The 26,938-nt window shown below is 47.5% G+C and carries 37 protein-coding genes and 9 pseudogenes; 25 read left to right on the forward strand and 21 right to left on the reverse strand.

Annotated features, from left to right (window positions below; translation table 11 throughout):
* Nucleotides 1–3: 3 nt before the first annotated feature.
* Nucleotides 4–369: a transposase gene (locus ACQGXV_RS13760; RefSeq protein WP_440867419.1), complete on the reverse strand. Its 366-nt coding sequence runs from the start codon at nt 367–369 to the stop codon at nt 4–6.
* Between ACQGXV_RS13760 and ACQGXV_RS13765 the strand changes: the two genes are divergently transcribed.
* Nucleotides 361–831: an IS630 transposase-related protein gene (locus ACQGXV_RS13765; RefSeq protein ID WP_440863899.1), complete on the forward strand. Its 471-nt coding sequence runs from the start codon at nt 361–363 to the stop codon at nt 829–831. The two genes, ACQGXV_RS13760 and ACQGXV_RS13765, sit on opposite strands and share 9 nt — an antisense overlap.
* A pseudogene (locus tag ACQGXV_RS13770) lies at nt 717–1,184 on the forward strand (IS630 family transposase); the annotation flags it as partial. The gene ACQGXV_RS13765 and the pseudogene ACQGXV_RS13770, both read left to right, overlap by 115 nt.
* A 66-nt stretch (nt 1,185–1,250) precedes the next feature.
* On the opposite strand, the gene ACQGXV_RS13775 reads toward ACQGXV_RS13770, so the two are convergent.
* The 6 genes and pseudogenes from ACQGXV_RS13775 to ACQGXV_RS13800 all read right to left on the reverse strand — a co-directional run bounded on the left by ACQGXV_RS13775 (nt 1,251) and on the right by ACQGXV_RS13800 (nt 5,510).
* A complete protein-coding gene (locus ACQGXV_RS13775) occupies nt 1,251–2,462 on the reverse strand; it encodes an IS256 family transposase (protein ID WP_440862551.1) in 1,212 nt (403 codons plus the stop codon).
* 50 nt (nt 2,463–2,512) lie between these two features.
* A complete protein-coding gene (locus ACQGXV_RS13780) occupies nt 2,513–2,644 on the reverse strand; it encodes a transposase (protein ID WP_440867420.1) in 132 nt (43 codons plus the stop codon).
* A 65-nt stretch (nt 2,645–2,709) separates the two neighbouring features.
* A pseudogene (locus ACQGXV_RS13785) lies at nt 2,710–3,027 on the reverse strand (IS630 transposase-related protein); the annotation flags it as partial.
* 360 nt (nt 3,028–3,387) lie between these two features.
* A complete protein-coding gene (sodA, locus tag ACQGXV_RS13790; protein ID WP_440866667.1) occupies nt 3,388–4,011 on the reverse strand; it encodes a superoxide dismutase [Mn] in 624 nt (207 codons plus the stop codon).
* Between the two features lie 285 nt (nt 4,012–4,296).
* Nucleotides 4,297–5,109, reverse strand: coding sequence for a formate dehydrogenase accessory sulfurtransferase FdhD (gene fdhD, locus ACQGXV_RS13795; protein WP_440866668.1), 813 nt, complete (start codon nt 5,107–5,109; stop codon nt 4,297–4,299).
* 41 nt (nt 5,110–5,150) lie between these two features.
* Complete coding sequence (locus tag ACQGXV_RS13800) at nt 5,151–5,510, reverse strand: hypothetical protein (protein WP_440866669.1); 360 nt, start codon at nt 5,508–5,510, stop codon at nt 5,151–5,153.
* A gap of 84 nt (nt 5,511–5,594) precedes the next feature.
* On the opposite strand from ACQGXV_RS13800, the pseudogene ACQGXV_RS13805 reads away from it, so the two are divergent.
* A pseudogene (locus tag ACQGXV_RS13805) lies at nt 5,595–5,942 on the forward strand (aldehyde dehydrogenase family protein); the annotation flags it as partial.
* A gap of 42 nt (nt 5,943–5,984) precedes the next feature.
* On the opposite strand, the gene ACQGXV_RS13810 reads toward ACQGXV_RS13805, so the two are convergent.
* Entirely contained in the window at nt 5,985–6,299 is a 315-nt protein-coding gene (locus ACQGXV_RS13810; RefSeq protein ID WP_440867421.1) for an IS30 family transposase, read from the reverse strand.
* On the opposite strand from ACQGXV_RS13810, the gene ACQGXV_RS13815 reads away from it, so the two are divergent.
* Complete coding sequence (locus tag ACQGXV_RS13815) at nt 6,291–6,656, forward strand: IS630 transposase-related protein (protein ID WP_440866670.1); 366 nt, start codon at nt 6,291–6,293, stop codon at nt 6,654–6,656. The genes ACQGXV_RS13810 and ACQGXV_RS13815 overlap by 9 nt on opposite strands.
* Nucleotides 6,580–7,113 (forward strand): IS630 family transposase, encoded by a 534-nt coding sequence (locus tag ACQGXV_RS13820; RefSeq protein WP_440862665.1) that lies wholly within the window; start codon nt 6,580–6,582, stop codon nt 7,111–7,113. Before ACQGXV_RS13815 ends, ACQGXV_RS13820 begins: the two co-directional genes overlap by 77 nt.
* A gap of 602 nt (nt 7,114–7,715) precedes the next feature.
* Here ACQGXV_RS13820 and ACQGXV_RS13825 read toward each other — a convergent pair.
* Nucleotides 7,716–8,012, reverse strand: a pseudogene (locus tag ACQGXV_RS13825) (Rha family transcriptional regulator); the annotation flags it as partial.
* 305 nt (nt 8,013–8,317) lie between these two features.
* Between ACQGXV_RS13825 and ACQGXV_RS13830 the strand changes: the two are divergent.
* Both ACQGXV_RS13830 and ACQGXV_RS13835 read left to right on the forward strand, forming a co-directional pair.
* Nucleotides 8,318–8,485 (forward strand): annotated as a pseudogene (locus ACQGXV_RS13830) (IS5/IS1182 family transposase); the annotation flags it as partial.
* Between the two features lie 240 nt (nt 8,486–8,725).
* Nucleotides 8,726–9,511, forward strand: a complete 786-nt coding sequence (locus ACQGXV_RS13835) for a hypothetical protein (protein WP_440866671.1) — start codon at nt 8,726–8,728, stop codon at nt 9,509–9,511.
* Between the two features lie 287 nt (nt 9,512–9,798).
* Here ACQGXV_RS13835 and ACQGXV_RS13840 read toward each other — a convergent pair whose 3' ends face one another.
* Nucleotides 9,799–9,921 (reverse strand): hypothetical protein, encoded by a 123-nt coding sequence (locus ACQGXV_RS13840; RefSeq protein ID WP_440863054.1) that lies wholly within the window; start codon nt 9,919–9,921, stop codon nt 9,799–9,801.
* 109 nt (nt 9,922–10,030) lie between these two features.
* On the opposite strand from ACQGXV_RS13840, the gene ACQGXV_RS13845 reads away from it, so the two are divergent.
* Together ACQGXV_RS13845 and ACQGXV_RS13850 are read left to right on the forward strand one after the other, a co-directional pair.
* The gene (locus tag ACQGXV_RS13845) at nt 10,031–10,471 is read left to right on the forward strand and encodes a hypothetical protein (protein WP_440866672.1); all 441 of its coding nucleotides are present in this window, start codon (nt 10,031–10,033) and stop codon (nt 10,469–10,471) included.
* 235 nt (nt 10,472–10,706) lie between these two features.
* Nucleotides 10,707–11,918 carry an IS256 family transposase gene (locus tag ACQGXV_RS13850; protein WP_440862551.1) on the forward strand — a complete coding sequence of 404 codons (1,212 nt, stop codon included), beginning with the start codon at nt 10,707–10,709 and terminating at the stop codon, nt 11,916–11,918.
* Between the two features lie 37 nt (nt 11,919–11,955).
* Here ACQGXV_RS13850 and ACQGXV_RS13855 read toward each other — a convergent pair whose 3' ends face one another.
* The 7 genes from ACQGXV_RS13855 to ACQGXV_RS13885 form a co-directional block, all read right to left on the reverse strand.
* Nucleotides 11,956–12,279, reverse strand: a complete 324-nt coding sequence (locus ACQGXV_RS13855; protein ID WP_440866673.1) for a hypothetical protein — start codon at nt 12,277–12,279, stop codon at nt 11,956–11,958.
* Between the two features lie 73 nt (nt 12,280–12,352).
* Nucleotides 12,353–12,817 carry a single-stranded DNA-binding protein gene (gene ssb / locus ACQGXV_RS13860; RefSeq protein ID WP_440866674.1) on the reverse strand — a complete coding sequence of 155 codons (465 nt, stop codon included), beginning with the start codon at nt 12,815–12,817 and terminating at the stop codon, nt 12,353–12,355.
* Nucleotides 12,818–13,528, reverse strand: a complete 711-nt coding sequence (locus ACQGXV_RS13865) for a Rad52/Rad22 family DNA repair protein (RefSeq protein WP_440866646.1) — start codon at nt 13,526–13,528, stop codon at nt 12,818–12,820.
* An 8-nt stretch (nt 13,529–13,536) separates the two neighbouring features.
* On the reverse strand, nt 13,537–13,800 hold the full coding sequence (locus ACQGXV_RS13870) for a hypothetical protein (RefSeq protein WP_440864459.1): 264 nt from the start codon (nt 13,798–13,800) through the stop codon (nt 13,537–13,539).
* The gene (locus ACQGXV_RS13875) at nt 13,797–13,979 is read right to left on the reverse strand and encodes a hypothetical protein (protein ID WP_440864458.1); all 183 of its coding nucleotides are present in this window, start codon (nt 13,977–13,979) and stop codon (nt 13,797–13,799) included. The genes ACQGXV_RS13870 and ACQGXV_RS13875 overlap by 4 nt, the downstream gene beginning before the upstream one ends.
* A gap of 123 nt (nt 13,980–14,102) precedes the next feature.
* Nucleotides 14,103–14,303, reverse strand: coding sequence for a hypothetical protein (locus ACQGXV_RS13880; RefSeq protein WP_440866675.1), 201 nt, complete (start codon nt 14,301–14,303; stop codon nt 14,103–14,105).
* Nucleotides 14,304–14,449: 146 nt separating this feature from the next.
* Complete coding sequence (locus ACQGXV_RS13885) at nt 14,450–14,830, reverse strand: hypothetical protein (RefSeq protein WP_440866676.1); 381 nt, start codon at nt 14,828–14,830, stop codon at nt 14,450–14,452.
* A 308-nt stretch (nt 14,831–15,138) separates the two neighbouring features.
* Between ACQGXV_RS13885 and ACQGXV_RS13890 the strand changes: the two genes are divergently transcribed.
* Nucleotides 15,139–15,417, forward strand: a complete 279-nt coding sequence (locus ACQGXV_RS13890) for a hypothetical protein (RefSeq protein ID WP_440866677.1) — start codon at nt 15,139–15,141, stop codon at nt 15,415–15,417.
* Between the two features lie 655 nt (nt 15,418–16,072).
* On the opposite strand, the gene ACQGXV_RS13895 is transcribed toward ACQGXV_RS13890, so the two are convergent.
* Nucleotides 16,073–16,765, reverse strand: coding sequence for an XRE family transcriptional regulator (locus ACQGXV_RS13895; RefSeq protein WP_440866678.1), 693 nt, complete (start codon nt 16,763–16,765; stop codon nt 16,073–16,075).
* 128 nt (nt 16,766–16,893) lie between these two features.
* Here ACQGXV_RS13895 and ACQGXV_RS13900 point away from each other — a divergent pair, with 128 nt between their 5' ends.
* Nucleotides 16,894–17,124 carry a transcriptional regulator gene (locus ACQGXV_RS13900; RefSeq protein ID WP_440866679.1) on the forward strand — a complete coding sequence of 77 codons (231 nt, stop codon included), beginning with the start codon at nt 16,894–16,896 and terminating at the stop codon, nt 17,122–17,124.
* 203 nt (nt 17,125–17,327) lie between these two features.
* Nucleotides 17,328–17,570, forward strand: a complete 243-nt coding sequence (locus ACQGXV_RS13905; RefSeq protein WP_440866680.1) for a CII family transcriptional regulator — start codon at nt 17,328–17,330, stop codon at nt 17,568–17,570.
* A 718-nt stretch (nt 17,571–18,288) separates the two neighbouring features.
* Here ACQGXV_RS13905 and ACQGXV_RS13910 read toward each other — a convergent pair.
* Entirely contained in the window at nt 18,289–18,885 is a 597-nt protein-coding gene (locus ACQGXV_RS13910; RefSeq protein ID WP_440866681.1) for a helix-turn-helix domain-containing protein, read from the reverse strand.
* Between the two features lie 110 nt (nt 18,886–18,995).
* Between ACQGXV_RS13910 and ACQGXV_RS13915 the strand changes: the two genes are divergently transcribed.
* The 5 genes from ACQGXV_RS13915 (at nt 18,996) to ACQGXV_RS13935 (ending at nt 22,377) form a co-directional block, all read left to right on the forward strand.
* Entirely contained in the window at nt 18,996–19,205 is a 210-nt protein-coding gene (locus ACQGXV_RS13915; protein WP_440866682.1) for a transcriptional regulator, read from the forward strand.
* A gap of 105 nt (nt 19,206–19,310) precedes the next feature.
* Entirely contained in the window at nt 19,311–19,589 is a 279-nt protein-coding gene (locus tag ACQGXV_RS13920; RefSeq protein WP_440866683.1) for a CII family transcriptional regulator, read from the forward strand.
* A 34-nt stretch (nt 19,590–19,623) separates the two neighbouring features.
* Complete coding sequence (locus ACQGXV_RS13925; RefSeq protein WP_440866684.1) at nt 19,624–19,788, forward strand: hypothetical protein; 165 nt, start codon at nt 19,624–19,626, stop codon at nt 19,786–19,788.
* Nucleotides 19,785–20,531, forward strand: a complete 747-nt coding sequence (locus ACQGXV_RS13930) for a helix-turn-helix domain-containing protein (protein ID WP_440866685.1) — start codon at nt 19,785–19,787, stop codon at nt 20,529–20,531. Before ACQGXV_RS13925 ends, ACQGXV_RS13930 begins: the two co-directional genes overlap by 4 nt.
* A gap of 649 nt (nt 20,532–21,180) precedes the next feature.
* On the forward strand, nt 21,181–22,377 hold the full coding sequence (locus ACQGXV_RS13935) for a bifunctional DNA primase/helicase (protein WP_440867422.1): 1,197 nt from the start codon (nt 21,181–21,183) through the stop codon (nt 22,375–22,377).
* Here ACQGXV_RS13935 and ACQGXV_RS13940 read toward each other — a convergent pair.
* Nucleotides 22,329–22,754: pseudogene (locus ACQGXV_RS13940) on the reverse strand (transposase); the annotation flags it as partial. The gene ACQGXV_RS13935 and the pseudogene ACQGXV_RS13940 overlap by 49 nt on opposite strands.
* The gene (locus ACQGXV_RS13945; protein WP_440862584.1) at nt 22,678–23,043 is read right to left on the reverse strand and encodes an IS630 transposase-related protein; all 366 of its coding nucleotides are present in this window, start codon (nt 23,041–23,043) and stop codon (nt 22,678–22,680) included. The gene ACQGXV_RS13945 and the pseudogene ACQGXV_RS13940, both read right to left, overlap by 77 nt.
* Nucleotides 23,044–23,089: 46 nt before the next feature.
* Here ACQGXV_RS13945 and ACQGXV_RS13950 point away from each other — a divergent pair, with 46 nt between their 5' ends.
* The 8 genes and pseudogenes from ACQGXV_RS13950 to rplW all read left to right on the forward strand — a co-directional run bounded on the left by ACQGXV_RS13950 (nt 23,090) and on the right by rplW (nt 26,936).
* Entirely contained in the window at nt 23,090–23,275 is a 186-nt protein-coding gene (locus tag ACQGXV_RS13950; protein WP_440867423.1) for a ParE family toxin-like protein, read from the forward strand.
* Nucleotides 23,276–23,421: 146 nt separating this feature from the next.
* Nucleotides 23,422–24,105: pseudogene (locus ACQGXV_RS13955) on the forward strand (IS110 family transposase); the annotation flags it as partial.
* Between the two features lie 67 nt (nt 24,106–24,172).
* A pseudogene (locus ACQGXV_RS13960) lies at nt 24,173–24,529 on the forward strand (integrase core domain-containing protein); the annotation flags it as partial.
* 17 nt (nt 24,530–24,546) lie between these two features.
* Nucleotides 24,547–24,792: pseudogene (locus ACQGXV_RS13965) on the forward strand (ferritin-like domain-containing protein); the annotation flags it as partial.
* Between the two features lie 255 nt (nt 24,793–25,047).
* Nucleotides 25,048–25,359 (forward strand): 30S ribosomal protein S10, encoded by a 312-nt coding sequence (gene rpsJ / locus ACQGXV_RS13970; protein ID WP_440866686.1) that lies wholly within the window; start codon nt 25,048–25,050, stop codon nt 25,357–25,359.
* Between the two features lie 32 nt (nt 25,360–25,391).
* The gene (gene rplC / locus ACQGXV_RS13975; RefSeq protein WP_440866687.1) at nt 25,392–26,021 is read left to right on the forward strand and encodes a 50S ribosomal protein L3; all 630 of its coding nucleotides are present in this window, start codon (nt 25,392–25,394) and stop codon (nt 26,019–26,021) included.
* A 10-nt stretch (nt 26,022–26,031) separates the two neighbouring features.
* Nucleotides 26,032–26,637, forward strand: coding sequence for a 50S ribosomal protein L4 (gene rplD, locus ACQGXV_RS13980; protein ID WP_440866688.1), 606 nt, complete (start codon nt 26,032–26,034; stop codon nt 26,635–26,637).
* Entirely contained in the window at nt 26,634–26,936 is a 303-nt protein-coding gene (gene rplW / locus ACQGXV_RS13985; protein ID WP_195316357.1) for a 50S ribosomal protein L23, read from the forward strand. The genes rplD and rplW overlap by 4 nt, the downstream gene beginning before the upstream one ends.
* Nucleotides 26,937–26,938: the final 2 nt, after the last annotated feature.

Consider the following 26,938-nt stretch of genomic DNA (forward strand, 5'->3'; position numbering starts at 1 on the left):
TGATTACACCATATGGACTGAGAACAAACTCTCTGTATCGCAACCCATCTCTCTTTTTTTGCTTTTTGCTTGTGCCCATTTATGCTCAATTGGGTTAAGATCTGGCGAATATGTAGGCAAATACTCCACCATATACCCTGCATCGATGATGACTTGTTGAATATTATGTTTTTTGTGAAAAGTGGCATTGTCCATCATGATTACACTGTTTTTAGGGAGTACTGGGATAAGGACTTGTGTGACCCAGGCATAGAAAACATCGCTGTTAATATTGATATCAAATAATCCGATAGCAAACAGCGTTGTGCCTAATAAAGCGCCGATATAGCTAAACGACTTAATTTTGATTACATTATTTAAATGAGCTATTCAATTGATTTTAGACGTAAAGTGATATCTACACGGAAAAACGAAGGGTTGAGTATCCGAGAAACAGCGAAGCAATTTCGGATTGGCCCTGCCTCTGTATCGCGTTGGATTAATCAAATAGAGTCAAAAGCATCGACCACGCGTCAGCGAAAGATCGATAAATCCGAGTTGATAAAAGATGTTGAACAATATCCAGATGCTTACCAAAAAGAACGTGCAGAGCGTTTTGGCGTTTGTCAGAAGGCCATTTGGCAAGCGCTTAAAAAGCTGGGATTGACCTATAAAAAAAAACGCTACGTCATCCGAAAGCCGACGAAAACGCCCGGCAGGGATTTCAACAAAAAAAACAACAGTATGAAAAAGAAGGTAAACCTATTGTTTTTATTGATGAAAGTGGTTTTTCACACGATACCCCACGGACTCACGGCTATTCCCCAAAAGGTCAACGGTGTTTTGGCCTGAAGAACTGGGGAGCTAGGGGAAGAACAAATGTTATCGGCGCTTTATTAGGCACAACGCTGTTTGCTATCGGATTATTTGATATCAATATTAACAGCGATGTTTTCTATGCCTGGGTCACACAAGTCCTTATCCCAGTACTCCCTAAAAACAGTGTAATCATGATGGACAATGCCACTTTTCACAAAAAACATAATATTCAACAAGTCATCATCGATGCAGGGTATATGGTGGAGTATTTGCCTACATATTCGCCAGATCTTAACCCAATTGAGCATAAATGGGCACAAGCAAAAAGCAAAAAAAGAGAGATGGGTTGCGATACAGAGAGTTTGTTCTCAGTCCATATGGTGTAATCAAAATTAAGTCGCTTGGCTATAACATTGAGTCTGTAAAGAATTTTGTGTAAATGGCTCCATTGCTTAACCGGAGATTCGTTCTCCATACATCAACATGAATTGGCTCATAGCAGGTTTCCAGTCTCTGATTGGCAAGGTCCATTTAGCAGAGATATTATGCAAGGCTAGATAGAGTAATTTTATCACCGAGTCATCCGTTGGAAATATTCGTCGCGTTTTCGTTATCTTGCGCAATGAAGCATTTAACGACTCTATCGCGTTGGTGGTGTAGATAACCTTGCGGATCTCCGGCGGAAAGTCAAAAATGACGATGAGACGTTCCCAATTATTTCTCCACGACGGGCTGATCGTCGGGAACTGTTCATCCCATTTGGCCGCGAAGGCATCCAGGGCCTCTTCAGCGCCCTCTAGCGTTGCGGAACTATAGATGGTGCGCAGGTCAGCAGCAACGGCCTTACGCTCTTTCCAGCCGACGTAGCGCAGCGAGTTCCGCACCTGATGCACAATGCAGAGCTGTACCCGCGTATGCGGGTAAACAGCTTCAATGGCATCAGGAAAGCCTTTCAGGCCATCGCAGCAGGCGACGAAGATGTCCTTTAGCCCACGATTTTTCAGTTCTGTCATCACAGATAACCAGAACTTGGCCCCCTCAGTTTTGGCTATCCATAGCCCCAGCAGCTCTTTTTCGCCCTGGCCGTTGACGCCGAGGGCCAGATAAACAGACTTGTTGGCCACGGCTCCGCCGTCCTGGCTTTTGACAACAATACAGTCAAGGTAAACAATGGGATAAAGCGCATCCAGCGGCCGTTGCTGCCAGCGCTTAACTTCATCCATCACAGCATTGGTCACTTGAGAAATGAAGCCAGCGGAAACATCGACCCCGTAGACTTCTTTAAAGTGTGCCTGAATATCACGGGTTGATAACCCTCTGGAATAGAGAGAAATAATGCGGTCATCGAAGCCGTTAAGCTGTTTTTCGTGCTTACCGATCAGTGTCGGCTCGAAGGTACTGTTGCGGTCGCGCGGAATATCGAGCTCGATCTCCCCATTTTGGCTACGTACGCTCTTGGATGTCTTGCCATTGCGTGAGTTGCCTGAATGATTACCAGCCGGGTCATGCTTAGCATACCCAAGGTGCATCTCCATCTCAGCTTCAAGAACCCGTTCCGCCAGTCTTTTAGTCAGCACCTTGAGTAGGCCTGATTCACCCAGCAGATCCTGAGGGGAGTGACAATCTTGAAGCAGTTGGTCAATAAGTTCGTTGCTGATAGGCATTTTGTTATCCTTTGAAGGTTTTCCTCAAAATGCCATTTACACAGATTATTTTACAGTCTCATAACATTTGTTCTTCCCCTAGCTCCCCAGTTCTTCAGGCCAAAACACCGTTGACCTTTTGGGGAATAGCCGTGAGTCCGTGGGGCATCGTGTGAAAAACCACTTTCATCAATAAAAACAATAGGTTTACCTTCTTTTTCATACTGTTGTTTTTTTTGTTGAAATCCCTGCCGGGCGTTTTCGTCGGCTTTCGGATGACGTAGAGTTTTTTTTTATAGGTCAATCCCAGCTTTTTAAGCGCTTGCCAAATGGCCTTCTGACAAACGCCAAAACGCTCTGCACGTTCTTTTTGGTAAGCATCTGGATATTGTTCAACATCTTTTATCAACTCGGATTTATCGATCTTTCGCTGACGCGTGGTCGATGCTTTTGACTCTATTTGATTAATCCAACGCGATACAGAGGCAGGGCCAATCCGAAATTGCTTCGCTGTTTCTCGGATACTCAACCCTTCGTTTTTCCGTGTAGATATCACTTTACGTCTAAAATCAATTGAATAGCTCATTTAAATAATGTAATCAAAATTAAGTCGTTTAGCTATATGAACGCGCTGATGCGCAGGGGAATGTGACACGGGATAACCTTCGGCTGGCGGGTTTCAGAATATCGCTATCCTGCCACACTTCGATTTGCAGCCGCCAGGCTGCTTCGTTCAAGGCAGCGTGCGCCGCAAAGGAGGCAGCACAAAACACAGCATGATTTCGGCGAGTTAACCCTGGCAGCATAAATGAAAAACGCGCCTTTAAAAAATTTTTAATTGTTTAAATGTAAGAAAGATGAATCGAGTCAGCGGGGAAAAAGCAAAAAAAAACCGAAATAACATTTTGTTATTTCGGTTTCATGCGTTTTATACCGTCAGGACAAATTATTTGGCAGCAGCAAAACGTGCAGCCGCTTCGTCCCAGTTCACCACTTTCCAGAACGCTTTGATGTAATCCGGACGACGGTTTTGATATTTCAGGTAGTAAGCGTGTTCCCACACGTCCAGCGCGACGATCGGGTAACCGGATGCGCCAGACACCGCTTCACCCATCAGTGGACTATCTTGGTTAGCCGTAGAAACCACGGCCAGTTTGCCGTCTTCTTTCAATACCAGCCACGCCCAGCCTGAGCCGAAACGAGTAGCTGCCGCTTGCTCAAATTTTTCTTTGAAAGCATCAACGCTGCCGAAATCGCGTTCGATAGCCGCTTTCAGGGAGCCGCCCAGCGTGGTGCCCAGTTTCAGGCCTTTCCAGAACAGGCTGTGGTTAGCATGGCCGCCGGCGTTGTTACGCAGTACCGCTTTCTTCTCGGCCGGTACTTTATCCAGTTTGGCGATCAGTTCTTCTGCGGAGAGGCTAGCGAATTCCGGCAGACTTTCCAGCGCTGCGTTAGCGTTATTGACGTAAGCCTGGTGGTGCTTGGAGTGATGGATTTCAATCGTTTGTTTGTCGAAATGCGGTTCCAGCGCGTCATAAGCGTAAGGCAGGGATGGCAGTGAATAACTCATATTTATCATCTCCATAGTTATACTACTAAATAATCGCGAGCGTGCTTGGTCTTGGTTGTGGCGCGCGCGTGATAGTGAGGTACGGCACGCCTCAAGCGGTAGTGGTTAACAAACAACCGTTTGTTAGCGTCGCGTAATCATGAGGTTCATTATAGTTAATTAAATGATCTTGAAAACGATTATTCGCGTCGCCATCACACGGCGTTCTCACGTTTACCCCCGGAAAACAGACGGTTATATCATTGTTGCCTAAGCTAAAAACAGATTAATCTATCCGCAGTGGCCTCATGCGCTGTCGAGCAGGCGCTGTGGATGGGTATAAACGGTTGCCCGGCCTGGGCGGCAAAAGCACGCCAGCGTCAGGTTGCAGCGCTCAGCCACATCAATGGCGAGCGACGTCGCCGCTGAAACGGCAAACAGGATCTCGACGCCGCACATCGCGGCTTTTTGCACCATCTCATAGCTGGCACGGCTGGAAACCAACACGGCACCTGAGTGCCAGGGGCGCGTAGTGCGCACGCCCAGCAGTTTATCGAGCGCCACGTGGCGGCCAACATCTTCGCAGCCGCCCAAAATAGTCCCTTCAGCGGAAAGCCAGGCCGCCGCATGGGTAGAACCGGTCAATTGGCCAATATGCTGCACGTCTTTGAGTTGTTTTAATGCACCGTCCAGGTGATTTAGCGAGAAGGTTTGCGTGAAGGGCAGCGGTGTGACCGGCTTGCCGATCTCTTCTAACTGTTCGACACCACACACGCCGCAGCCGGTGCGACCGTTCATGGCGCGGCGGCGCTCTTTTAGCCCCGAAAAGCGGCGGCTGGAGAGCTCTATCTGGACTTCAATACCATTACAGACCGGCTGCACGTCCATGCCGTAAATCTCTTGCGGTGACGTGATGATGCCTTCCGACAGGGAAAAACCTAACGCAAAGGCTTCCAGATCTTTTGGCGTAGCCATCATCACCACATGGGAAATGCCGTTGTACACCAGTGCGACCGGCAATTCTTCCGCCAACCAGTCAGTTTTGGCCTCAGACAGGCTGCCTTGATGGCGTACCGTTCGTTGGCATGCGCCCTCGAGCGCAGGGATCGCTTCTTCCACGTATTATCCCTATAATGTGTTCATTCTGGAGTAGAATGCCATTATTTCACTCCACCGGGTGCGATGCGAGTTTTATCGTGGCACGCGGTGTGTTGCCTGTTGTCCAGGGCACAAAAAGGGAGGCAAAGTGTGCGTTTCCTCGAAGAGTCGCTAAACAGCGCGGCAGGAAAGCCGATTTGTGTATACGCTTGGTAGACCGTCCTTGATGTTAGCAATTTTTTGCATATTGGCTCTGTTTTCATCGCGGCCTGGCCGCGTAACCCTACGCCGAAGAACAGGAGACCGCAATGGCACATCACACCGCTGAAGACCGGGTCGCGCCCGGCAACTATGCTTATCCCCTCAATGGCTTTGTTGAATAATTTAAGATACTGATTTATATAAGCATTATAAAATTTCAACGACTAATTTTTCCTCTCGGAATGCTTTTTATTGTGCTAACTATTTGATTTGTCGTTCTAACAAAATACATTCTCTGTAAATGCATTCTAACTAAAGAAGATGTAAATCAAACGGTTAAGTTATTCAACAAAGCCCCCCTCAATCTGAAAAAACGCTATGACAACTTTATCGGCGGCACCTGGGTGCCTCCGGTCAGTGGCGACTATTTCGTTAACCTGACGCCTGTCACTGGGCAACCCCTGTGTGAAGTCGCCAGCTCCGGTATGCGTGATGTCGACCATGCGCTGGATGCCGCCCATAACGCCAAGGCAGAGTGGGGCGAGATGTCGGTACAGGAGCGCGCCTTGCTGCTGAACCGGATTGCGGATCGTATGGAGGAGAACCTGGAACTGCTGGCGTATGCGGAAACTTGGGATAACGGCAAACCGATTGTGGCCCAATTCCCACTCGAAACGCAACAAAACGGTAGAGGCTTATGCCACCAGTAAGTGCGTTAAAAATACCTCATTGGGGGAACGATAGCCCAGCGATTTTCTGCCCCTTGTATTGAGTATGTGTTCGAGTTCGGCAATCTTACGATGACTGACCTGACTGAAGTCTGTTCCCTTTGGGTAAAAACGTCGTATCAGCCCGTTGGTGTGCTCATTCAAGCCCCTCTCCCAGGAATGATAAGGATGGGCAAAGTAGACCTGCGCCCCTGTGATTTGAGTAATTTGCTCGTGCAGAGCGAATTCAGGGCCGTTATAGCTAAACGACTTAATTTTGATTACATTATTTAAATGAGCTATTCAATTGATTTTAGACGTAAAGTGATATCTACACGGAAAAACGAAGGGTTGAGTATCCGAGAAACAGCGAAGCAATTTCGGATTTGCCCTGCCTCTGTATCGCGTTGGATTAATCAAATAGAGTCAAAAGCATCGACCACGCGTCAGCGAAAGATCGATAAATCCGAGTTGATAAAAGATGTTGAACAATATCCAGATGCTTACCAAAAAGAACGTGCAGAGCGTTTTGGCGTTTGTCAGAAGGCCATTTGGCAAGCGCTTAAAAAGCTGGGATTGACCTATAAAAAAAACTCTACGTCATCCGAAAGCCGACGAAAACGCCCGGCAGGGATTTCAACAAAAAAAACAACAGTATGAAAAAGAAGGTAAACCTATTGTTTTTATTGATGAAAGTGGTTTTTCACACGATGCCCCACGGACTCACGGCTATTCCCCAAAAGGTCAACGGTGTTTTGGCCTGAAGAACTGGGGAGCTAGGGGAAGAACAAATGTTATCGGCGCTTTATTAGGCACAACGCTGTTTGCTATCGGATTATTTGATATCAATATTAACAGCGATGTTTTCTATGCCTGGGTCACACAAGTCCTTATCCCAGTACTCCCTAAAAACAGTGTAATCATGATGGACAATGCCACTTTTCACAAAAAACATAATATTCAACAAGTCATCATCGATGCAGGGTATATGGTGGAGTATTTGCCTACATATTCGCCAGATCTTAACCCAATTGAGCATAAATGGGCACAAGCAAAAAGCAAAAAAAGAGAGATGGGTTGCGATACAGAGAGTTTGTTCTCAGTCCATATGGTGTAATCAAAATTAAGTCGCTTGGCTATAGTAAGGTCCTCACAAGTCAATGTGATTAATGAAACCCCGGCACGATACCGGGGCGGGATTGATGATTAGTGGTGAAAAAAAACCGGCGCGGGGCCGGGCGGCAGGCATAGCAGGGAATTACGAGCCTAGTACTCAGAATCTACCATGGTAAATATGCAGGAGTAACGAAAATGCGCAGGAGTAGATAAAATATGCAGGAGTGGGGAAAATGTGCAGGTGGTGCCCATATCGGGAGGCGTGCAGATCCTGCACTCTATAATCAGTGAGTTACGATGAAATTGGTGGTACCTAAATCGATTGGGCAACTACCCAGGAATTTGAGGTAGTTCGAAATGCTGGGAATAGGGCACAAAAACCCCGGCGCGATACCGGGGCGGGATTGGTGATTAGCTAGCGAGCTTTTTAATCAGATCGTCTTTGTGTATGACGAGATAGTCAGCTCGGCGCGCAATCTCGAACAATGTATCGAGACTGGCAACATACTCGTTGTCAGCGATGGGCCGGGAGCTGATGATTTTATTATCTTGAAGGGTAAGTAAGATTTCGCTGGTTACACCACTGACGGCAACTGCTCCATGAAGCCGCTCTTCCATGCGGTTAAACTCCGCGATGTAAGCTTCCTTGAACGCTGCTGCTTTCTTGCCCGTGAAGCCCATGACGAGGAAGACGAAGCCGTCTTTAGTCATTTTATACATCGGGAGTTTGCGGCCTGTGCTGTCGGTATATTCACTCGGCTCAAAATTGAGCTCAGTGAATTTAGGTGAACAATCGAGCGATTCGATGCTACGGATAACGTTCTTGTGGAGCTTGCAAAAATAACCAGCAACGTCTAGTGACGTAGTAACAGCTTTACCGTTATGGATGGTAACTTTTGGTGTGGTAACAGATGGTTGAAGCGTCATGGTGACCTCCAGATAGTGAACTTATAATCACCACCATGAGGTCTCAAACTCATATTTGGTGGTGAACTGAACAGGGTTGAGACTACCGGGATCACCGTCCGGCCAGCCTTACGGCTGCCCCATCCAGCTCACCATGGAAGTGTAGCTAGATTGCGACATAAAAAAACACGCTCGCGGCGTGTCAGTTTGTCGCGGTGAATCTCGGCGGGGTCTCAAACCCGGCACCTGAATTTGCAGATGCAGCTTGACTATAGCGCATGGGTTCTCCTTGCGTCAATAACCGCCGTTCAGTGGCAGAAACAGTGATGTTCCGCATCAAAACTCTGTTGGGTGGCCACCTGAGCCTGCGTGACTATGAGGCTCAGGTAGGTGAAGCAATGGCGATGGTCAAAGCGCTGAACCGTATGACGTTGTTGGGTATGCCACACAGCGTCAGGATCGGATAACAGGTGTAGCAGAGGGAGCCATCCTGTCGGCTAATTCTGATTTATTCAACAAAGCCCTAGGCAATTAAGGGACGCCGCCTAGAGTTAACAACATTTTAATCCAAAATAGGCATGCCATGATAGCATTATTCCCTGTGATTCATAAAATCTGTGGCGAGCTCTGCTAATTAACCTCAACATTTAATTTTATTAACAAATGGTAATATATATGTAATACTATTTTAATAATTGCCAATTAATATGAAACCTCTGGATATGTTTGCCATTTATGGGGGTTTCATGTCAAGTATTAAAAAATCACTTATTACTTACCTAGTGTTTATGTGCTTAGGGGCTCTAAATCCTGTTTATGCACTTACTAACCAACAGTACAAGACACTTATATACGGCGCTGCTGCCGGGGGGGCTTGGGCTGGCTGGGGAACATTAAATTCAGTGTTAGCTTATGTTGCCAGAGGAGGTGGACCTTTAACTAACGGTGATGGAGCAAATGTTATTGCAACCATCTGTGGTGCAAATGCAGCTGCTTGGTTGAGAGCATGGAGTCCACCGACGGACCCCATAAGTACAGCTAACGTCATACTTGCGGCAACTAAAGCGGGCGCAGTAACGGGTGTAGCCTCTACCTGTCGTTGGGTTAGTAATGCGTTTCTCGAACTTTACTACAGTCAACAGCAGACATCGGCTAATCACTTACCAGCAAATACAAGAAGAAATCTTGCTCATGAGGGATATGAGCTAGATTTATTGCAAATAAAGCTTGCTGAAGCTATAGACAGAGCAGGCGGTTTTAAACGGACAATTGATAATCTTACCGCTACATATAAACACGAATGTACTGGTCTCTATAGCATACACTGCGTAAAGCAGGCGCAAGAAATTCTGCGTTATTCAGACATGCTAAAAGCAGCACAATTAAATGTTAGACAAATAGCATGGGATATCGCTAATGTCGCTGAACATGTTGCAAATGAGGAGCATGTTACTATTGCCCTTGGCAAGAAGAAGAGTCCACGGCCAAGTTAAATACTTATCTGTATTAGTCGTGACTTGAGCTGACACTGGACCTTGAAAGGTTGAGAGTTACCGGTTTTGATATGGGTGTGCAATCCTTAAACAAAACACGAGCTAACTCTCATGCTTCATACGGCTTTGTTAAATAAATCAAACTATTAGGAGATTGGCGCATCTGATCGCTATATCCTTTTCAATATAGCTATGACCACTAATAAATAGACGTTTCTTTAAGGGGCTGTCCATAGCATTTTCTAATATAATCAATGTATAGCGCCATGCATTAAAAATAATTTTGACTATTTATTAATGGGTAGCGCTTTACCTTGTGCAACGGCGGCGCGGTGCAAATCGTTAAGGCAGTAAAGCCCAAAAGCGTCCTGACGGACGACCGTATTTTCAATGACAACTAATTTAGACATAACGATTTCTCCATAATTAAACGGATGTGGTTATCAGAGGGCTAACGGGTAAAATTTTGCAGATTGGCGGTCAGATCGCTTACACTTGGCTTAACACAGGAGGATCCCTATGGGCCAAGTTGCATTTGATACTCAAGAGTTCGTTGAAACGCTGGAAAACGCCGGATTGCCGAAAGACCAGGCTAAGGCGATATCTCTTGTTGTGCGAAAATCACACGAGGTAGCAGATCTTGCAACAAAGCGCGATCTCGACGATGTGCGCAAAGACCTGTCCGCTGATATCGCCGAGGTGAAGCGTGAGATAGCCGATGTCCGTAAGGATATTGACGCTCGCTTCGAGAAGAACGAAGCTCAGATGCAGGCACGCTTCGAGAAAACTGAAGCTCAGATAGCCGATGTCCGTAAGGATATGCAATTAGTCCGCAAAGACTTACAGCTTGAGATGGCCGGTATCCGATCTGAGCAGAAGTTAATTCGCTGGATGCTGAGTGCTGGAATTTTGGGTATTCTCTCTCTGGTTGTGAAAGCTTTTCTCGTCACGGCCCTCTAATTAATTATGCCACTACGGGTTGTTAGCTCATATGCAGGATCAACTAAAACACGCAGGATCAACTAAAATATGCAGTAGAAAGAAAAATGAGCAGGAGCAATGAAAATATGCAGGTGGTGCCCATATCGGGAGGTGTGCAGATCCTGCACAACCCACAATATTGGGGATTAGTCGCGAGACTGTAAAATAATCTGTGTAAATGGCATTTTGAGGAAAACCTTCAAAGGATAACAAAATGCCTATCAGCAACGAACTTATTGACCAACTGCTTCAAGATTGTCACTCCCCTCAGGATCTGCTGGGTGAATCAGGCCTACTCAAGGTGCTGACTAAAAGACTGGCGGAACGGGTTCTTGAAGCTGAGATGGAGATGCACCTTGGGTATGCTAAGCATGACCCGGCTGGTAATCATTCAGGCAACTCACGCAATGGCAAGACATCCAAGAGCGTACGTAGCCAAAATGGGGAGATCGAGCTCGATATTCCGCGCGACCGCAACAGTACCTTCGAGCCGACACTGATCGGTAAGCACGAAAAACAGCTTAACGGCTTCGATGACCGCATTATTTCTCTCTATTCCAGAGGGTTATCAACCCGTGATATTCAGGCACACTTTAAAGAAGTCTACGGGGTCGATGTTTCCGCTGGCTTCATTTCTCAAGTGACCAATGCTGTGATGGATGAAGTTAAGCGCTGGCAGCAACGGCCGCTGGATGCGCTTTATCCCATTGTTTACCTTGACTGTATTGTTGTCAAAAGCCAGGACGGCGGAGCCGTGGCCAACAAGTCTGTTTATCTGGCCCTCGGCGTCAACGGCCAGGGCGAAAAAGAGCTGCTGGGGCTATGGATAGCCAAAACTGAGGGGGCCAAGTTCTGGTTATCTGTGATGACAGAACTGAAAAATCGTGGGCTAAAGGACATCTTCGTCGCCTGCTGCGATGGCCTGAAAGGCTTTCCTGATGCCATTGAAGCTGTTTACCCGCATACGCGGGTACAGCTCTGCATTGTGCATCAGGTGCGGAACTCGCTGCGCTACGTCGGCTGGAAAGAGCGTAAGGCCGTTGCTGCTGACCTGCGCACCATCTATAGTTCCGCAACGCTAGAGGGCGCTGAAGAGGCCCTGGATGCCTTCGCGGCCAAATGGGATGAACAGTTCCCGACGATCAGCCCGTCGTGGAGAAATAATTGGGAACGTCTCATCGTCATTTTTGACTTTCCGCCGGAGATCCGCAAGGTTATCTACACCACCAACGCGATAGAGTCGTTAAATGCTTCATTGCGCAAGATAACGAAAACGCGACGAATATTTCCAACGGATGACTCGGTGATAAAATTACTCTATCTAGCCTTGCATAATATCTCTGCTAAATGGACCTTGCCAATCAGAGACTGGAAACCTGCTATGAGCCAATTCATGTTGATGTATGGAGAACGAATCTCCGGTTAAGCAATGGAGCCATTTACACAAAATTCTTTACAGACTCTTAGTCGCTTCTGACAGCACCGTAACGCCCTATGTAATTCTTAAAGCGTTCGTCTTTAGAGGGGTCAATTTCTACTTTGACATAAACTCTATTGGCTTCCGCTGCGCTCCGCTTCTCTTCGGCTAATATCACGCGATTTTCCCATGCCAGCCGTTTTTCTTCCCAGTTAATTAACCGTGGGTGAGACAATCCTTTTTCGCCAGCGTCTACCGCTTCCATTGCGCCTCTGACTATAGGAATAGTCTTTAGGTAGCGTTCCTTTCCCCACGAGTCTAATCGGTTGTAATAGTGTTTTTCGTCAGGCGTTAATTCTTCGTAGGTCATAACGTCACCTGAAATTTAGGCAGCACAAATCCTTCCATGTTGGATATAGCGCTGCGGTGATGGTTGGGTTAAATCAGAATGGCGGCTCGTCGTCGAAATTCATCGGCGGCTCATTGTTGGGTGCCTGTTGTTGCTGCCGACCATTGCCGCTTGATTGCTGGCGCTGATTGTTTTGCTGCCCGCCATCCTGCTTGCCGCCGATCATCTGCATTGATCCGCCAATATCGACAACAACCTCCGTTGTGTATCGGTCTTGCCCTGGCTGGTCTTGCCACTTCCGTGTGCGTAACTGGCCCTCGATATAGACCTGTGAGCCTTTGCGGAGATACTCGCCAGCCACCTCTGCCAACTTGCCGTACAGCGTGACGCGGTGCCATTCGGTGCGCTCCTTCTGCTCGCCTGATTGCTTATCTCGCCACGTATCCGATGTGGCTACGGTCAGGTTTGCTACCGCGCCACCGTTCGGCATGTAGCGCACTTCGGGGCCTTGCCCCAAATGACCTACAAGAATGACTTTGTTGACGCCTCTCTGTCCCATTTATGCCGCCTCTTCCAGTTCTGACTTACGAATGTCATACACGCCTTTCGCGTCGGCCTGCTGCGGCGTTCCGCGCAAAGCTCGCCACGCTTCCTCAAACGCCGCTTTTAGCTGATCAACATTCTTTGCTGACGTTGCGGATTCAGTGAATGATTTAAGCAGCTCGTCCTTGTTGGATTCATCGGCATTGGCATCGTCGGATTCGCCCTGTGCCGCATCAGGAGGCGTTGGCATAGCCCATTCAGGTAATGGCGGAGTTTGCCACCAGATGTTCTTGTATTGGTTGTCTGTATCCTTGAATGAAGCCTTGTTCCAGCCATTTTTTTTCTCAATCGAGCAGATGGCAAAATTCTCTTCCAGTGAGTAGAGGTAACGACCAATACCCCACTGAACAGCGGCCCGCTTCATTGAACCAGACATGCCGCCCTTAACGGCTTCAACCTGAGTTTTATCTGCACCGTCCCACTTAGCCACCCATTGGTCTCTGATCCGAATGTATATGCCACACATCACGCCACCATCCGGCCCCGGGGTGAATTCATTCTTCCAGTTCTCTTTCCCGCATACGTCATCCAAGCGCTTCATGATGGCGCGGTTAGTCACGTAGGCCAGAACCATGGCCCACGGGTTGTTTTTCGCTATTCCACACCGCTGCACACGCCATTCGATATCATCTACCGGGAACGGCGCGTCTAATTGTGATAAGTCCATTGCTCACCTCACATGTGATTGCCAGCGAATTCATCCCATGAAATAGGCTCATCGCTGTGAATTTCTGAACATTCGGATTCGCTTGTTTTCTCTTCCCTGAGAAAGATAGCCAGCACTCCCGCTGGAAGGTCGGCGTCACGCCGCAATGACGTTCGGTAGTCTCTGGCGCAGATAAGCATGTTCGCAGCCTTATCCATCACGCCAGCCCGCCTGTTTGCAGCGGCAGATACCATGCAGTGCCGGTGCATGAAAATAACGAGGTCGCGTTTCATGGATGACCCTTTTGATTAACCGTTGCTATAAGCTGCTCGAATAACCGTTGCAGCCAGCTTTTGTTTTTGAAGCTCTGGCCCGTGACGATATTTGAGCGGTGATGTTCGATTGACCGAATCGGGTCAAATTGTGTTTCCGAGCGGCCAGCAATAGGCCACCCTGCAAAGGCATATTGCATGGCGTTCTCCGTTTAACTATTGGGATCGGCGAGGGTATAAATCGGTAGTGTGATATTATCTATTGTTGTCACTGTCATGTTAATTACAGCGATAAGCACGATGATTGGAATGCTGAAAGTGTTTCAGTCATGGATGCCCGTTAATTTTTTCACCTGCTTTTTGAGCCACTTATTTTCTTCCACCAGAAAGGCGATGGTTGATTTGTATAGCCAAGCGACATTATTTTGATAACAGCCAGCTATGCTTCTTTGCCGCATATCAGGGCATAGGATGTAATCATTTTTAAGTCGGTTGGCTATATACCATTGTCTCGTGGTCGTCATATGGGTGAGTATTGATGCTCATCAAATAACGTGAATCATTAATATTATTACTGCCGTTGGTGACAGCGACCATGTCACCGAAATTAGGGTGATTAAAGGTTGTGATATGAGGTTTATTAAGTTGCATCATTCAATTCTCCTCAAATTCAATGAACGCGCCGCGATATATGCGTCTGTCTTGCTCTGGCGGTAATGCCATACTCGGTTTTCGGCTTGCTGTACCAGATGCGATGACTAATACGCTTAATCGTGTCGTACATTTCGGCGAAACGATTAATTTTCTCTCTGAACTTAGCCAGTAAATTGAAATTAATCCTTGGCGCACGTTTGCTCTTGAATGCTAATTCAATTCGATTAAGCGCTTTGCGTCTTTCTGGCTTCTGACCTAAAGCTTTATCGATACGGGATGACACCAGTTCACGCCGGATGGCCTCTGCCTTGCGTCTGGCATGACGGCGAATAGCGGCGTTTGTTTTGCTAACACAATTAACAGGATTAATAGATTTACGGTAAATGATGGTAGCCATGCTCCCCTCCAATAGATGGTTTTGGTGGTGTGGTGAGCCAGTGGTGGCCCTGGTGTTGGCTATAATTTTTATTCAGCCCACCACACCCCAAAAACATCTGGGTAAAGGTTCGCCACGTTGTCGGTGGCTTCCGTAGAGCACGAGGCTCGTTTTGAAAGAGCGGTTAAAACAGAGCAGACTCATTAATCTGCTGTGGTTTAATGCCTGGTTTACTTCTCCACCTCAGGCGGCAGTGGTTCCCTCCTTTCCACAGGCTAGAGAATCTGATAATTTAGTGACTCCACAGGCAATCAAGAGCAATTATTGTTATGGCATCCAACAAAGATATTTATGTTGATTTTTTGGAAACTGCGGTAAAAGCAGCAGCTCAAATTAATATCCCATTAATTGCAATATCATATATTGATGGTAGTAATAACATTACACAGCCCGCTTTAGCGATGATCGATTCTGTGCGTAATCATGTTCCAGATACAAAATTCACCTCTGTCGATATCGAAGATACACGCTCAGAAATTATCTCATTGATTAAAAAAAATATTTCTCTTCCGCGAAAAACGGGGTTTCAGACTGAAGTAAAAATGTAGATTTCATTTCAATAATTCGTATCGTTTTAAGAAACACGTCCGGATCACCTGATACGTATAGCGTTATTTTCTTAGTTTTGGGGCATGTGGAGAAAAACGCTTTTTCTATCATGTGCCCTGTTTCATCTGCTTGCTCACAGGCTGCCATGATAAGGTGGCATCCTGGCGTAAAGCTGTTAGCATCACGCATCACATTGTTCTTCCAATTCAAGTAATCTTGGTTATTCCCTCGAATCTGCATGATTTTCATCTCTCATCCTCTCTCGTTAGCTATCCCAACCGCCGTCATGTTCCTGTGCCTCGGGCTGGCTACTTACGCTCAGGCAATCGGCGGGTAACTCGAGGTCTTGCCTGCCGGGGTATTGCCGTTGCGGGTTGGTGTTCCACCGTCTGGCTGTAGGCTGTCTGGTGGGTTGATGGGAGGAATAATAGGCTTTTAGATTGCACCAAGTCAATCGTAAATACGATTATTTTTTTGCGAAAACCAATGGATAATTGATGCGTAGATGATTATTTTTTTATTTTGCGATTTTTTATGAACTGTTCTTTAGGAGTAAATAGAAAGGAGGATGAAATTGCGGTAGGGATAGCAGTTACCTAGGGCAGAGAAAGAAATAGCTAGCCCATCAATGAAATTGAGCTAACTACATGGTTATTAATCAAAAATACCTGCCACGTAGTAAATTTTCCCTATTATGATTAGATCAGATATGGATACTATGTCTTCAGGATAATCATGAGGTTTATTATTCTTTAACCGAACCTTGCCTTCAGGCAACTGATAAAGTGTACGAAGCATATACACCCCCCCGTACGATACGGCGTAAGTTTTACCATTTCTGACTTCCTTTAAGCTTCTATCTAGTATAACGATAGCACCTTCTTCTATGTTAGGAGACATACTGTCGTCTGGAGCGATGACAGCCACAGACAAATCGACAGAAGCATTTGTTTTGTAAGCAATATTTTTAGGTAACCAAAACATGGATTCAGGATCCTTTTCACCCCTTTCGCTAGGGGAGAGCACCCACTCTATGCGGTTATATATTTTTATCGCAAAAACATCACTGCTTATCGTTTCCTTGTTATCATATAAAGATACTGCATCAGAAAAAAATTGATAATCTTTATTGTTATAGTTAGCTTGCATTTCTCCAATGCCATCTGAAAGCCACTCAGGATTGACGCCTAAAACTTTGGCTATCTTGAAAAGTTTTTTAGTTCCTGATGCACCTCCACTGGTTAGCCTCCATACGCTAGATTGCGCCATGCCTACAGCACGAGCCAAGGAGCCTTGTGTGTGCCCTGTTGCTTTCATTGCAATTTGAAGCCTTTCTGAAAAACTCACATGAATAACCCTTTGAACTAATTTATAAAATTATATCGCAGAAGCGATAATTTCTCAAAATAGCAATAACGATTGACTGCGTAACTAAACTTGCCTAAAATCGTATTTGCTTATAGGAGATTCGATTTATGAAGAATTTGGGAGTAAAACAGGCAATAGCAATCGTTGGTAGCCAGATGGCATTGGCAAAAAAGTGCGGTAGAGCACAATCAACAATCTGTGACTGGCTAAATGGCAAAATACAGATCTCCCCTGAATATGTGCCTGATCTGGTAGAAGCCACAGGAGGACTGGTTCCTGCTTACGAATTTCGGCCAGACTTACCTAAGCTGTTCCCGCACCCGGAGCAGGCTGCTTAACCAGCAGTACCGCTCTTCACAACGGACAGTCGTCCTACGGAAGCCACCGACAACGTGGCGAACGCAACATCCCACAGTAACACACTCACTGTGACTGCCTCACGGCTTCGTCACGTCTGTTGATTACCACATTACACCACAGGTGCCGTGTATCTACACGTGCATCCGATAACCTGTTTTTTTCAATAAGGAAAGTATCACACATGAACCACGCAACACAAAGCAAGAAAGCTCGCCAGATTGAATCGCAGCTTTTGAACAAGCTGGCAATATTCGGACAGCGAAAGTTTGCTGACTTTCTGAGCGTAGACGAATCACAAGTAAGCCGGATGAAGGTAGCCAGAGGAACGGAGAAGCATTCGTTTTTCGGGCTGATGAGTTTGGCGCTGGCAATTTTGGAATGGGGAGTTAACGACGACGAGCTGGCGCATCTGGAAAATCTTTAAATTTCATAATTACCTCACTTTTGAACATGAAACGGATTTTTAGGCTTACTGCGATGTCCAGCTCGAAAGAGCGCTACATCAGGTATGCATACTGAGCCAACTGTTTCTTGCTGCTTTCTGTCGCGCAACTGAATTACGAGCTGAGCCAGTACATCAGCCGTTCCGACTCTCTTACATACCGTAAGTTGGCCTGTAGCTATTGCTTCTTTCTTCTCCGCACGGTGCGCGATGGCACGAGCTAGATTCTTGTGCCTGTTTCTTGGCATTTGAATTCTCCAACTGGTTAGCTTTGGTGATGATGTCTACACCTGAATAGCGGCGGTGTTTTTCGCACGGTTCACTCCTCTGCAAGGAGTGTTTTTACACCACACTTTCGTGTCATCATCCCAAAGCAAACCACTTTGGCGGGGTGAATCACCCACAAGTCTATTGTTAAAGAGCACACATCCGTTTGAGTTACCCAGCGTCCTGCTGATGGACTAACTATGCAATAAAGAATAATATAAGTCAATATGGAATTTATTAAATAATTCTAAAGGGCATTTTATCGGTGATTCGCAAGAGAATTTTTTTTACTGGAATAGTAAATTTTACGGTCATATACTGTATGAAAACACAGTAATGTATGGTTTTTGTCAGGAGGGAGTATGGGGGAACTGTATGTAAGAGTTGGGCCTGGTAGCTATTACAGCGCTCAGGCAAAAGATCTAATGGTTGTTTACTTATTCAATTCTGGAATGAAAACCTGGACGATTGGACCAAGCACTGAGGAGAGATCCGAAACTGGTGCTAGAGGAACTCGTGAATCATCTACTGACAAATATCCCTTACCATCACCACCTATGTGATAACGAAAAACGGAGATTGTATCTTTTAGTAGGATCAAAACTAAATCTTCGGATGCCGGTAGCTCTTCTGGGTCAACGATAACAATAGCTCCGGCAGGAGCCTGTGATATACCCGTCCTCCCTTTAATTTCGTAGGCTCTAAAGTGTTCTGGTAATGTGCTAAACCACGAAACATGGTTTCCTGTAAAACCATTAAAATCGAAAACTTTTACATTTTTTGAAACATCAATTGCTTGTATGGTTTGGTTTGCTTCACCAAAAATGGAACCTGTGCCGTTGATTAACCAATCAGCACTAACTCCAAGAGCTGCCGCTAGCTTTCCTGTATGGCGCGATGTTTCGCTATTCCCCCGTAGTATTTTTGATATGGAAGATTGAGGTGCACCGGCTTGTCGTCCCAGTTCAGTCTGGTTGTTTTTCCCGGTCGTATGCATGGCATAAGCCAGTCTTTCTTTGAGTGTTTTCATATTACGAAAAATATTCCCTAAAGAATTTTATGTCAAAGTCTAAAATGACTTGACTATTTCAATTCTCTAAAGAATAATTCATTCTTATTTATGTAAAAGGGAATACCGCTATGAATGCCGTTATCAAAAGGGCTATTGAGATTGCTGGCTCCCAGTCTGAGTTGGCTCGCCGAGTAGGAACGGGCCAGCCATCAATTAGCAAGTGGCTTAAAGGTTCAGAGATAAGCGCACGCTTCATATCCTCAATCGTGATGGCGACTGACGGAAAGATTAGTGCTGCTGAGCTTCTCAACTCAATGGCAAAAGCAAAAAACCAATAATCTTCACCGCTCTTTACAAACTTAACCGGTGGGTGCTTCACCCCCAATAACACGGTGGCACCCCACAGGGTTGTCATGCCTTAACAATACGGAGAAGTATCACAAATGAACCCTGCAACACAAAGCAAGAAAGCTGCTCACATCGAGTCGGCGCTACTCAACAAGTTAGCCCTGATGGGACAGAAAGCCTTTGCCGCCGCCATGAACGTACCGGAGTACCAGGTCAGTCGCTGGAAGAACGGTCTGTTTCGCCAAGTGAGCCTGATGCTGGCCGTGCTGAACTACGGCATTGCTGATGATGAAATGGCTGAATTAGCCAAACGGTTGGCGGGGTATTTGACCAAAGAAAAAGCCGAACAGTGCGCGAACACTTTTTCGGCTTAGAAATGCAAATAACTCATTAATTTCAGGAGGAATTATGGCACGAAACCGCCGGAATTTCAAGCAAAAGGGCGCCTGTCGCCCTCATCCTGAACCCCAAACACTGATGCCGGAGGATGCGGCGAAGAAATTCGCCGAACTCTTCCGCCTGCAACAACAACTTTACCTGGCTCAGCATGAGTCCGAGGAGAAACGCAAATGAGCATGTCATTGATGGCTAAGGCCATGAATATCAAAGTCGGTAACCCGATACGTAAGCTGGTTCTCCTGAAGCTGGCTGATAATACCAACGACAAAGGGGAGTGCTGGCCTTCGTATCAGCATATTGCCGATCATTGTGAATGCAGTAAAAGCACTGTTCGAGATCACATTGATGCACTGGAAAAGGCGGGTTTGTTGGTAAAAGAAAATCGTACCGGTACGAATAATGGCAAGGGTAATGCATCCAATGTTTACTATCTGAAATTGGATAACCCTATGCCGACTACCAGCACACCCCCTGTGCCGGGAAATGGCACCCCTATGCCGGTAGGCGGCACACCCCCTGTGCCGACAGGCGGCACCAGAACCAGTCACTCTTTTGAACCAGTCATAGAACCGGTAAAGAATATCCCCTTACCCCTTGCCGACAAGAAAAACAAATTTGACCCGCTAACCGAAAAACCGTCTAACGTGTCGGCAGAGGTTTGGGCCGATTGGGTGGAGCACCGGAAAGAAATTCGTCACCCACTCACCCCGACCACCTGCAAGCGCATCAGGTCGATGCTGGAGAACCATGTCAACCCCGATGCGGTGATTGGCTTGTCCATCGAGCGCGGTTGGCAGGGCTTGTTCCCCGAAAAAATCACCGAGCCAGCCAATACCACGCCCGCGTTCGATGCCTCCCGGTTGACCGAAGAGCAGCGGCGTGAACTGGCACTGTATGAACTTCTGGAGGGTCGATGAAATCATGGCTGAAACCGGTTTTGATTGCCGGTTACTGCCACGGGGTTATGCCGATATCGGCAGTGACGCTGGGCTTTAAGATTTTTCGATTGGAGGCAGTATGACTATCCAGGAATTATCCGGCCTGTTGTGGCAGCGGGTGGAGCAGGTGGTGGCTCACTTACTCCCCAACGGTCGGCGCGTCAATGGGGAATGGGTTGTCGGTGATTTGGACGGCAACAAGGGGCAATCGCTCAAGGTCAATCTCACCGGCAAGCAGGTCTGGTGTGAGTTCAACGGCGGACAGGGTGGCGACTTGCTGGACTTGTGGGTAGCGGTGTGCGGTATCCAACTCCATCAGGCCATGCAGGAGGCCAAAGTGTTTCTGGGTGTCAAGGACGAGAGCAATGAGTTCCTGCCGAAACAGCCAAAAATCTTCAAGAGGCCTGAGCGCAAGGGCGTCAAAGGCTCCCGCGACTGTTTCGCGTATCTGGCCTCAAGGGGGATCTCCCACGAGACGGCACAAGCGTTCAAAGTGACCGACGCGGTGATATTCAACCACGAGACCAAGCAGGAAGTCCCTGCCATCGCCTTCCCCTACCTGCGCGACGGTGAGTTGAAACAAATCAAGCGGTTGGGGATTGAGCGTCATGACGGTAAAAAAATCATCATGGTGGAGTCTGATTGTGAACCCTGTCTGTTTGGCTGGCAGGCCATCAACCCCAAAGAGCGCAATCTGGTGGTGATTTGTGAAGGCGAAATTGACGCGATGAGCCTCCACCAGTACGGCCTCCCGGCACTGTCGGTTCCCTTCGGTGGAGGGACGGGGGCCAAGCAGCAGTGGATTGAGCATGAGTACGAAAATCTATCACGTTTCGGAGAGATATTCCTGTGCATGGACATGGACGCCGCCGGGCAATCCGCCGCCAAGGAAATTGCTACCCGGCTGGGTATCCATCGTTGCAACTTTGTGAAACTCCCTCACAAGGACGCTAACGAATGCCTGGTCAACAATATTTCAGTGGAGCAGTTTCAACGCCTCTTCATGAACGCTGAGACGTTCGACCCCACAGAACTCAAACGGGCGGGCGAATTCCGTCAGGAAGTCCATGCGGCTTTTTTTTCACCCGCTCCCGGTCTGTTCACCAGTCCGTGGCCCACGCTGGAGCAGAATTTCAGATTCAGGACGCACGAACTGACCTTGGTCAACGGCGTTAACGGTCACGGCAAATCGCAGTTTGTGGGGCATCTGTCGCTTGAGGCGACGTACCAGGGGGTGTCTGCCTGCATCGCCTCGATGGAGCTACGGCCTGCTATCCTGCTGAAACGGATGATTCGACAAGCCGTATCTACGGGGGATACCTCACCGGAGGATGTAGACCGGATGATGGACCTGCTCGATGCGCGGATGTGGTTGTTCAACGTGACGGGTAAAGCCAAGGGAGAACGGATTTTGTCCGTGTTCAAATATGCGCACAAGCGCTATGGCGTGAAACTGTTTGTCGTGGACTCGCTGATGATGTGCGGACTCAATGAGGATGATTACAACGGCCAGAAGGCGTTTATGGAAGCCTTATGCGAGTTCAAGCTGACTTACCCGGTGCATGTGCTGTTGGTAACTCATCCCCGAAAAGGCGAAAACGAAGAAAAGCCGGTCGGCAAGATGGATGTCAAGGGAAGCGGCGCTATAGCCAAGCGACTTAATTTTGATTACACCATATGGACTGAGAACAAACTCTCTGTATCGCAACCCATCTCTCTTTTTTTGCTTTTTGCTTGTGCCCATTTATGCTCAATTGGGTTAAGATCTGGCGAATATGTAGGCAAATACTCCACCATATACCCTGCATCGATGATGACTTGTTGAATATTATGTTTTTTGTGAAAAGTGGCATTGTCCATCATGATTACACTGTTTTTAGGGAGTACTGGGATAAGGACTTGTGTGACCCAGGCATAGAAAACATCGCTGTTAATATTGATATCAAATAATCCGATAGCAAACAGCGTTGTGCCTAATAAAGCGCCGATAACATTTGTTCTTCCCCTAGCTCCCCAGTTCTTCAGGCCAAAACACCGTTGACCTTTTGGGGAATAGCCGTGAGTCCGTGGGGCATCGTGTGAAAAACCACTTTCATCAATAAAAACAATAGGTTTACCTTCTTTTTCATACTGTTGTTTTTTTTGTTGAAATCCCTGCCGGGCGTTTTCGTCGGCTTTCGGATGACGTAGAGTTTTTTTTATAGGTCAATCCCAGCTTTTTAAGCGCTTGCCAAATGGCCTTCTGACAAACGCCAAAACGCTCTGCACGTTCTTTTTGGTAAGCATCTGGATATTGTTCAACATCTTTTATCAACTCGGATTTATCGATCTTTCGCTGACGCGTGGTCGATGCTTTTGACTCTATTTGATTAATCCAACGCGATACAGAGGCAGGGCCAATCCGAAATTGCTTCGCTGTTTCTCGGATACTCAACCCTTCGTTTTTCCGTGTAGATATCACTTTACGTCTAAAATCAATTGAATAGCTCATTTAAATAATGTAATCAAAATTAAGTCGTTTAGCTATACCAGTCAGAATAAGAGAGCGTGAGAAGCGATTTAAGCGCTTATACCGTGAAGGACTTATCCACGCAATACGCATACGACGAACCGGTTATTTATCAATACGACTCTCCCTCTACTGGCGCATGTTATCCAAAGATAATGGCCTGAGTTGGAAGACCATGAGCCACGCCAAGTACGACACCCAAATAACACTATAAAAACAGGAGAATGAGATGAACGCATCCCACACATTTGAGAGCAGCGAAGGGTTCGGCAGGTAAGGTGTGGATCCTCGCAGACTTCCGGCATCATTGTGCCCAACACGGGATGCATAAAGCTCCCTGATAACTGGAGGATCCACGACATGAAATATACCCCTGTTGGCGTCGATATCGCAAAACATCTGATGCAGGTTCATTTCATTAATGAACATACCGGTGAAGTCATCGATAAACAGATAAAGCGCGACGCGCTGCTGGAATACTTCAGCAATCGTGAGCCTTGCCTGATTGGCATGGAAGCTTGCGGCGGTTCCCAGCACTGGGCGCGGGAGCTGGAAAAACTGGGGCATAAGGTCAGACTACTCCAGGGCAAATTCGTCAAGGCCTTCGTGATGGGCAATAAAAATGACGTGATGGATGCCCGTGCTATCTGGATGGCGGTCCAGCAGCCAGCTAAAGCCGTTGCCGTCAAAACTGAGGAACAGCAGGCAGTACTGTCGCTGCACAAAATGCGCCGCCAGTTAGTGAAGTTCCGCACCGCGCAAATCAACTCGCTACACGGATTGCTGTTGGAGTTCGGCGAAACTGTGCGTAAAGGCCGGGCGTCACTGGACAAGGCGATGCCAGAGGTGCTTGAGCGACTTAAGGAAAAGCTGCCACCGTTCCTGAACTACCAGTTTGAAGACCAGCATCGGCGCCTCAATGACCTGGATATGCAGATAGAGGGTATCGAAAAACAGCTTGCCACTTGGGCGAAACAGAATGAGGCCTGTCGGCGGATTATGGACATTCCAGGTGTTGGCCCACTGGTTGCCACCGCAGCAATTATAGCCAACCGACTTAAAAATGATTACATCCTATGCCCTGATATGCGGCAAAGAAGCATAGCTGGCTGTTATCAAAATAATGTCGCTTGGCTATAACCTGCGAACTCCCCCGCCGGGCCTGGTGGTGCATACGGACAGGGGGGCGCAGTACACGGGACAACGCTTTCAGGCGCTGCTGAGCAGCTACAGGCTGAGGAGCAGTATGGGAGACGTGGGTGCCTGCTGGGATAATGCGGTGATGGAGCGCTTCTGGGGCAGTCTGAAACATGAATGGTTGCTGCTGGTACCCCAGCCAACACGGGCTTACATGGAGCATGATGTGGCGACGTATATCCGCTACTACAACCTAGACAGGCATCATGCCGCTAACGGTGATCTGTCTCCGGTGCGTTATGAACAAATGGCTGAGAAAAAAGTGTCCTGATTTACTTGACCAGTGCACTCAACATTGGCGAGGATGTCGAAGAGATACTGAGTTCTGACCTGAAGCTGGAGTTAGATGGCGCCAAGGATTTGCGCGAGGGGATCGCGTACACGGATTCGGTGCGCGATTATGTCAGTCGCGACCTGCTGATTGAAATCCTGGCTGATGAAGAAGGGCACATCGACTGGATTGAGACAGAACTTGACCTGATAGCGCGCCTTGGGGTGCCTAATTATTTGCAAGCACAGCTAAAACAAGCGTGATTGTGTAAAACGCGGTTGCTTCCTGAACAGATTTACGTATAATGCGCGGGCCCGTCTGAATTAAGTCGGGCCTGTTACGTTAAATGTGGTGCATGTATGTGCAGTACGTTTACGAGCAGAGACGCCATGCAATAGGCATGGGTCAACAATACTCCCGATTTGGGAGTTATGGCCGAACGATTACACTCCCCCATCAATCGAAATGGGTGTGAGGAGTAATCATTTACGTTTATAAATAATTGGAGCTCTGGTCTCATGCAGAACCAAAGAATCCGTATCCGCCTGAAAGCGTTTGATCATCGTCTGATCGATCAAGCAACCGCGGAAATCGTTGAGACGGCCAAGCGCACTGGTGCGCAAGTAAGTGGTCCGATCCCGCTGCCGACCCGCAAAGAGCGCTTTACCGTTCTGATCTCCCCGCACGTCAACAAAGACGCGCGCGATCAGTACGAAATTCGCACTCACAAGCGTCTGGTTGACATCGTTGAGCCAACCGAGAAAACCGTTGATGCTCTGATGCGTCTGGACCTGGCTGCCGGTGTAGATGTGCAGATCAGCCTGGGTTAATCAGGTCATCAAGCGATTGAGAGGTTGATACAATGATTGGTTTAGTCGGTAAAAAAGTGGGCATGACCCGCATCTTCACTGAAGACGGCGTTTCTATCCCTGTAACCGTTATCGAAATTGAAGCAAACCGCGTTACTCAGGTTAAATACCTGGCTAATGACGGCTACCAGGCTGTACAGGTAACTACCGGTGCTAAAAAAGCAAACCGTGTTACCAAGCCGGAAGCAGGTCATTTTGCTAAAGCGGGTGTTGAAGCTGGCCGCGTCCTGCGCGAATTCCGCCTGTCTGAAGGCGAAGAGTTCACCGTAGGCCAAAGCATCAGCGTTGAAATTTTCGCTGACGTGAAAAAAGTTGACGTTACTGGTACGTCCAAAGGTAAAGGTTTCGCGGGTACTGTTAAACGCTGGAACTTCCGTACTCAGGATGCTACTCACGGTAACTCCTTGTCTCACCGCGTTCCGGGTTCTATCGGTCAGAACCAGACTCCGGGCAAAGTGTTCAAAGGCAAGAAAATGGCTGGTCAGCTGGGCAACGAGCGTGTCACCGTTCAGAGTCTGGACGTAGTACGCGTTGACGCTGAGCGCAACCTGCTGCTGGTGAAAGGTGCTGTCCCGGGTGCAACCGGTAGCGACCTGATCGTTAAACCGGCTGTGAAGGCGTAAGGGGATAGCAATGGAATTAGTATTGAAAGACGCGCAAAGCGCGCTGACTGTTTCCGAAACTACCTTCGGTCGTGATTTCAACGAAGCGCTGGTACACCAGGTTGTTGTTGCTTATGCAGCTGGTGCACGTCAAGGGACTCGTGCTCAGAAGACCCGTGCTGAAGTAACTGGTTCCGGTAAAAAACCGTGGCGTCAGAAAGGTACTGGCCGTGCGCGTTCAGGTTCTATCAAGAGCCCGATCTGGCGTTCCGGTGGTGTGACCTTTGCTGCCAAGCCTCAGGACCACAGTCAAAAAGTAAACAAAAAGATGTACCGCGGCGCGCTGAAAAGCATTCTGTCCGAGCTGGTACGTCAGGATCGTTTGATCGTTGTCGAGCAGTTCTCTGTTGAAGCACCGAAAACCAAGCTGCTGGCACAGAAACTGAAAAACCTGGCGCTGGACGACGTGCTGATCATCACCGGTGAACTGGATGAGAATCTGTTCCTGGCTGCACGCAACCTGTACAAGGTTGACGTACGCGATGTAGCAGGTATCGATCCGGTTAGCCTGATCGCCTTCGACAAAGTCGTAATGACGGCTGACGCTGTTAAGCAAGTTGAGGAGATGCTGGCATGATCCGTGAAGAACGTCTGCTTAAGGTGCTGACTGCACCTCACGTTTCTGAAAAAGCGTCTACTGCGATGGAAAAACACAACACCATCGTGCTCAAAGTTGCTAAAGACGCGACCAAAGCAGAAATCAAAGCTGCTGTGCAGAAACTGTTTGAAGTCGAAGTCAATGAAGTTCGTACCCTGCTGGTTAAAGGGAAAACGAAGCGTCATGGACAGCGTATCGGTCGTCGTAGCGACTGGAAAAAAGCTTACGTCACCCTGAAAGAAGGCCAGAATCTGGACTTCATCGGCGGCGCAGAGTAAGT

It is taken from the genome of Symbiopectobacterium purcellii (assembly GCF_052050035.1).
Classification (GTDB): domain Bacteria; phylum Pseudomonadota; class Gammaproteobacteria; order Enterobacterales; family Enterobacteriaceae; genus Symbiopectobacterium; species Symbiopectobacterium purcellii_A.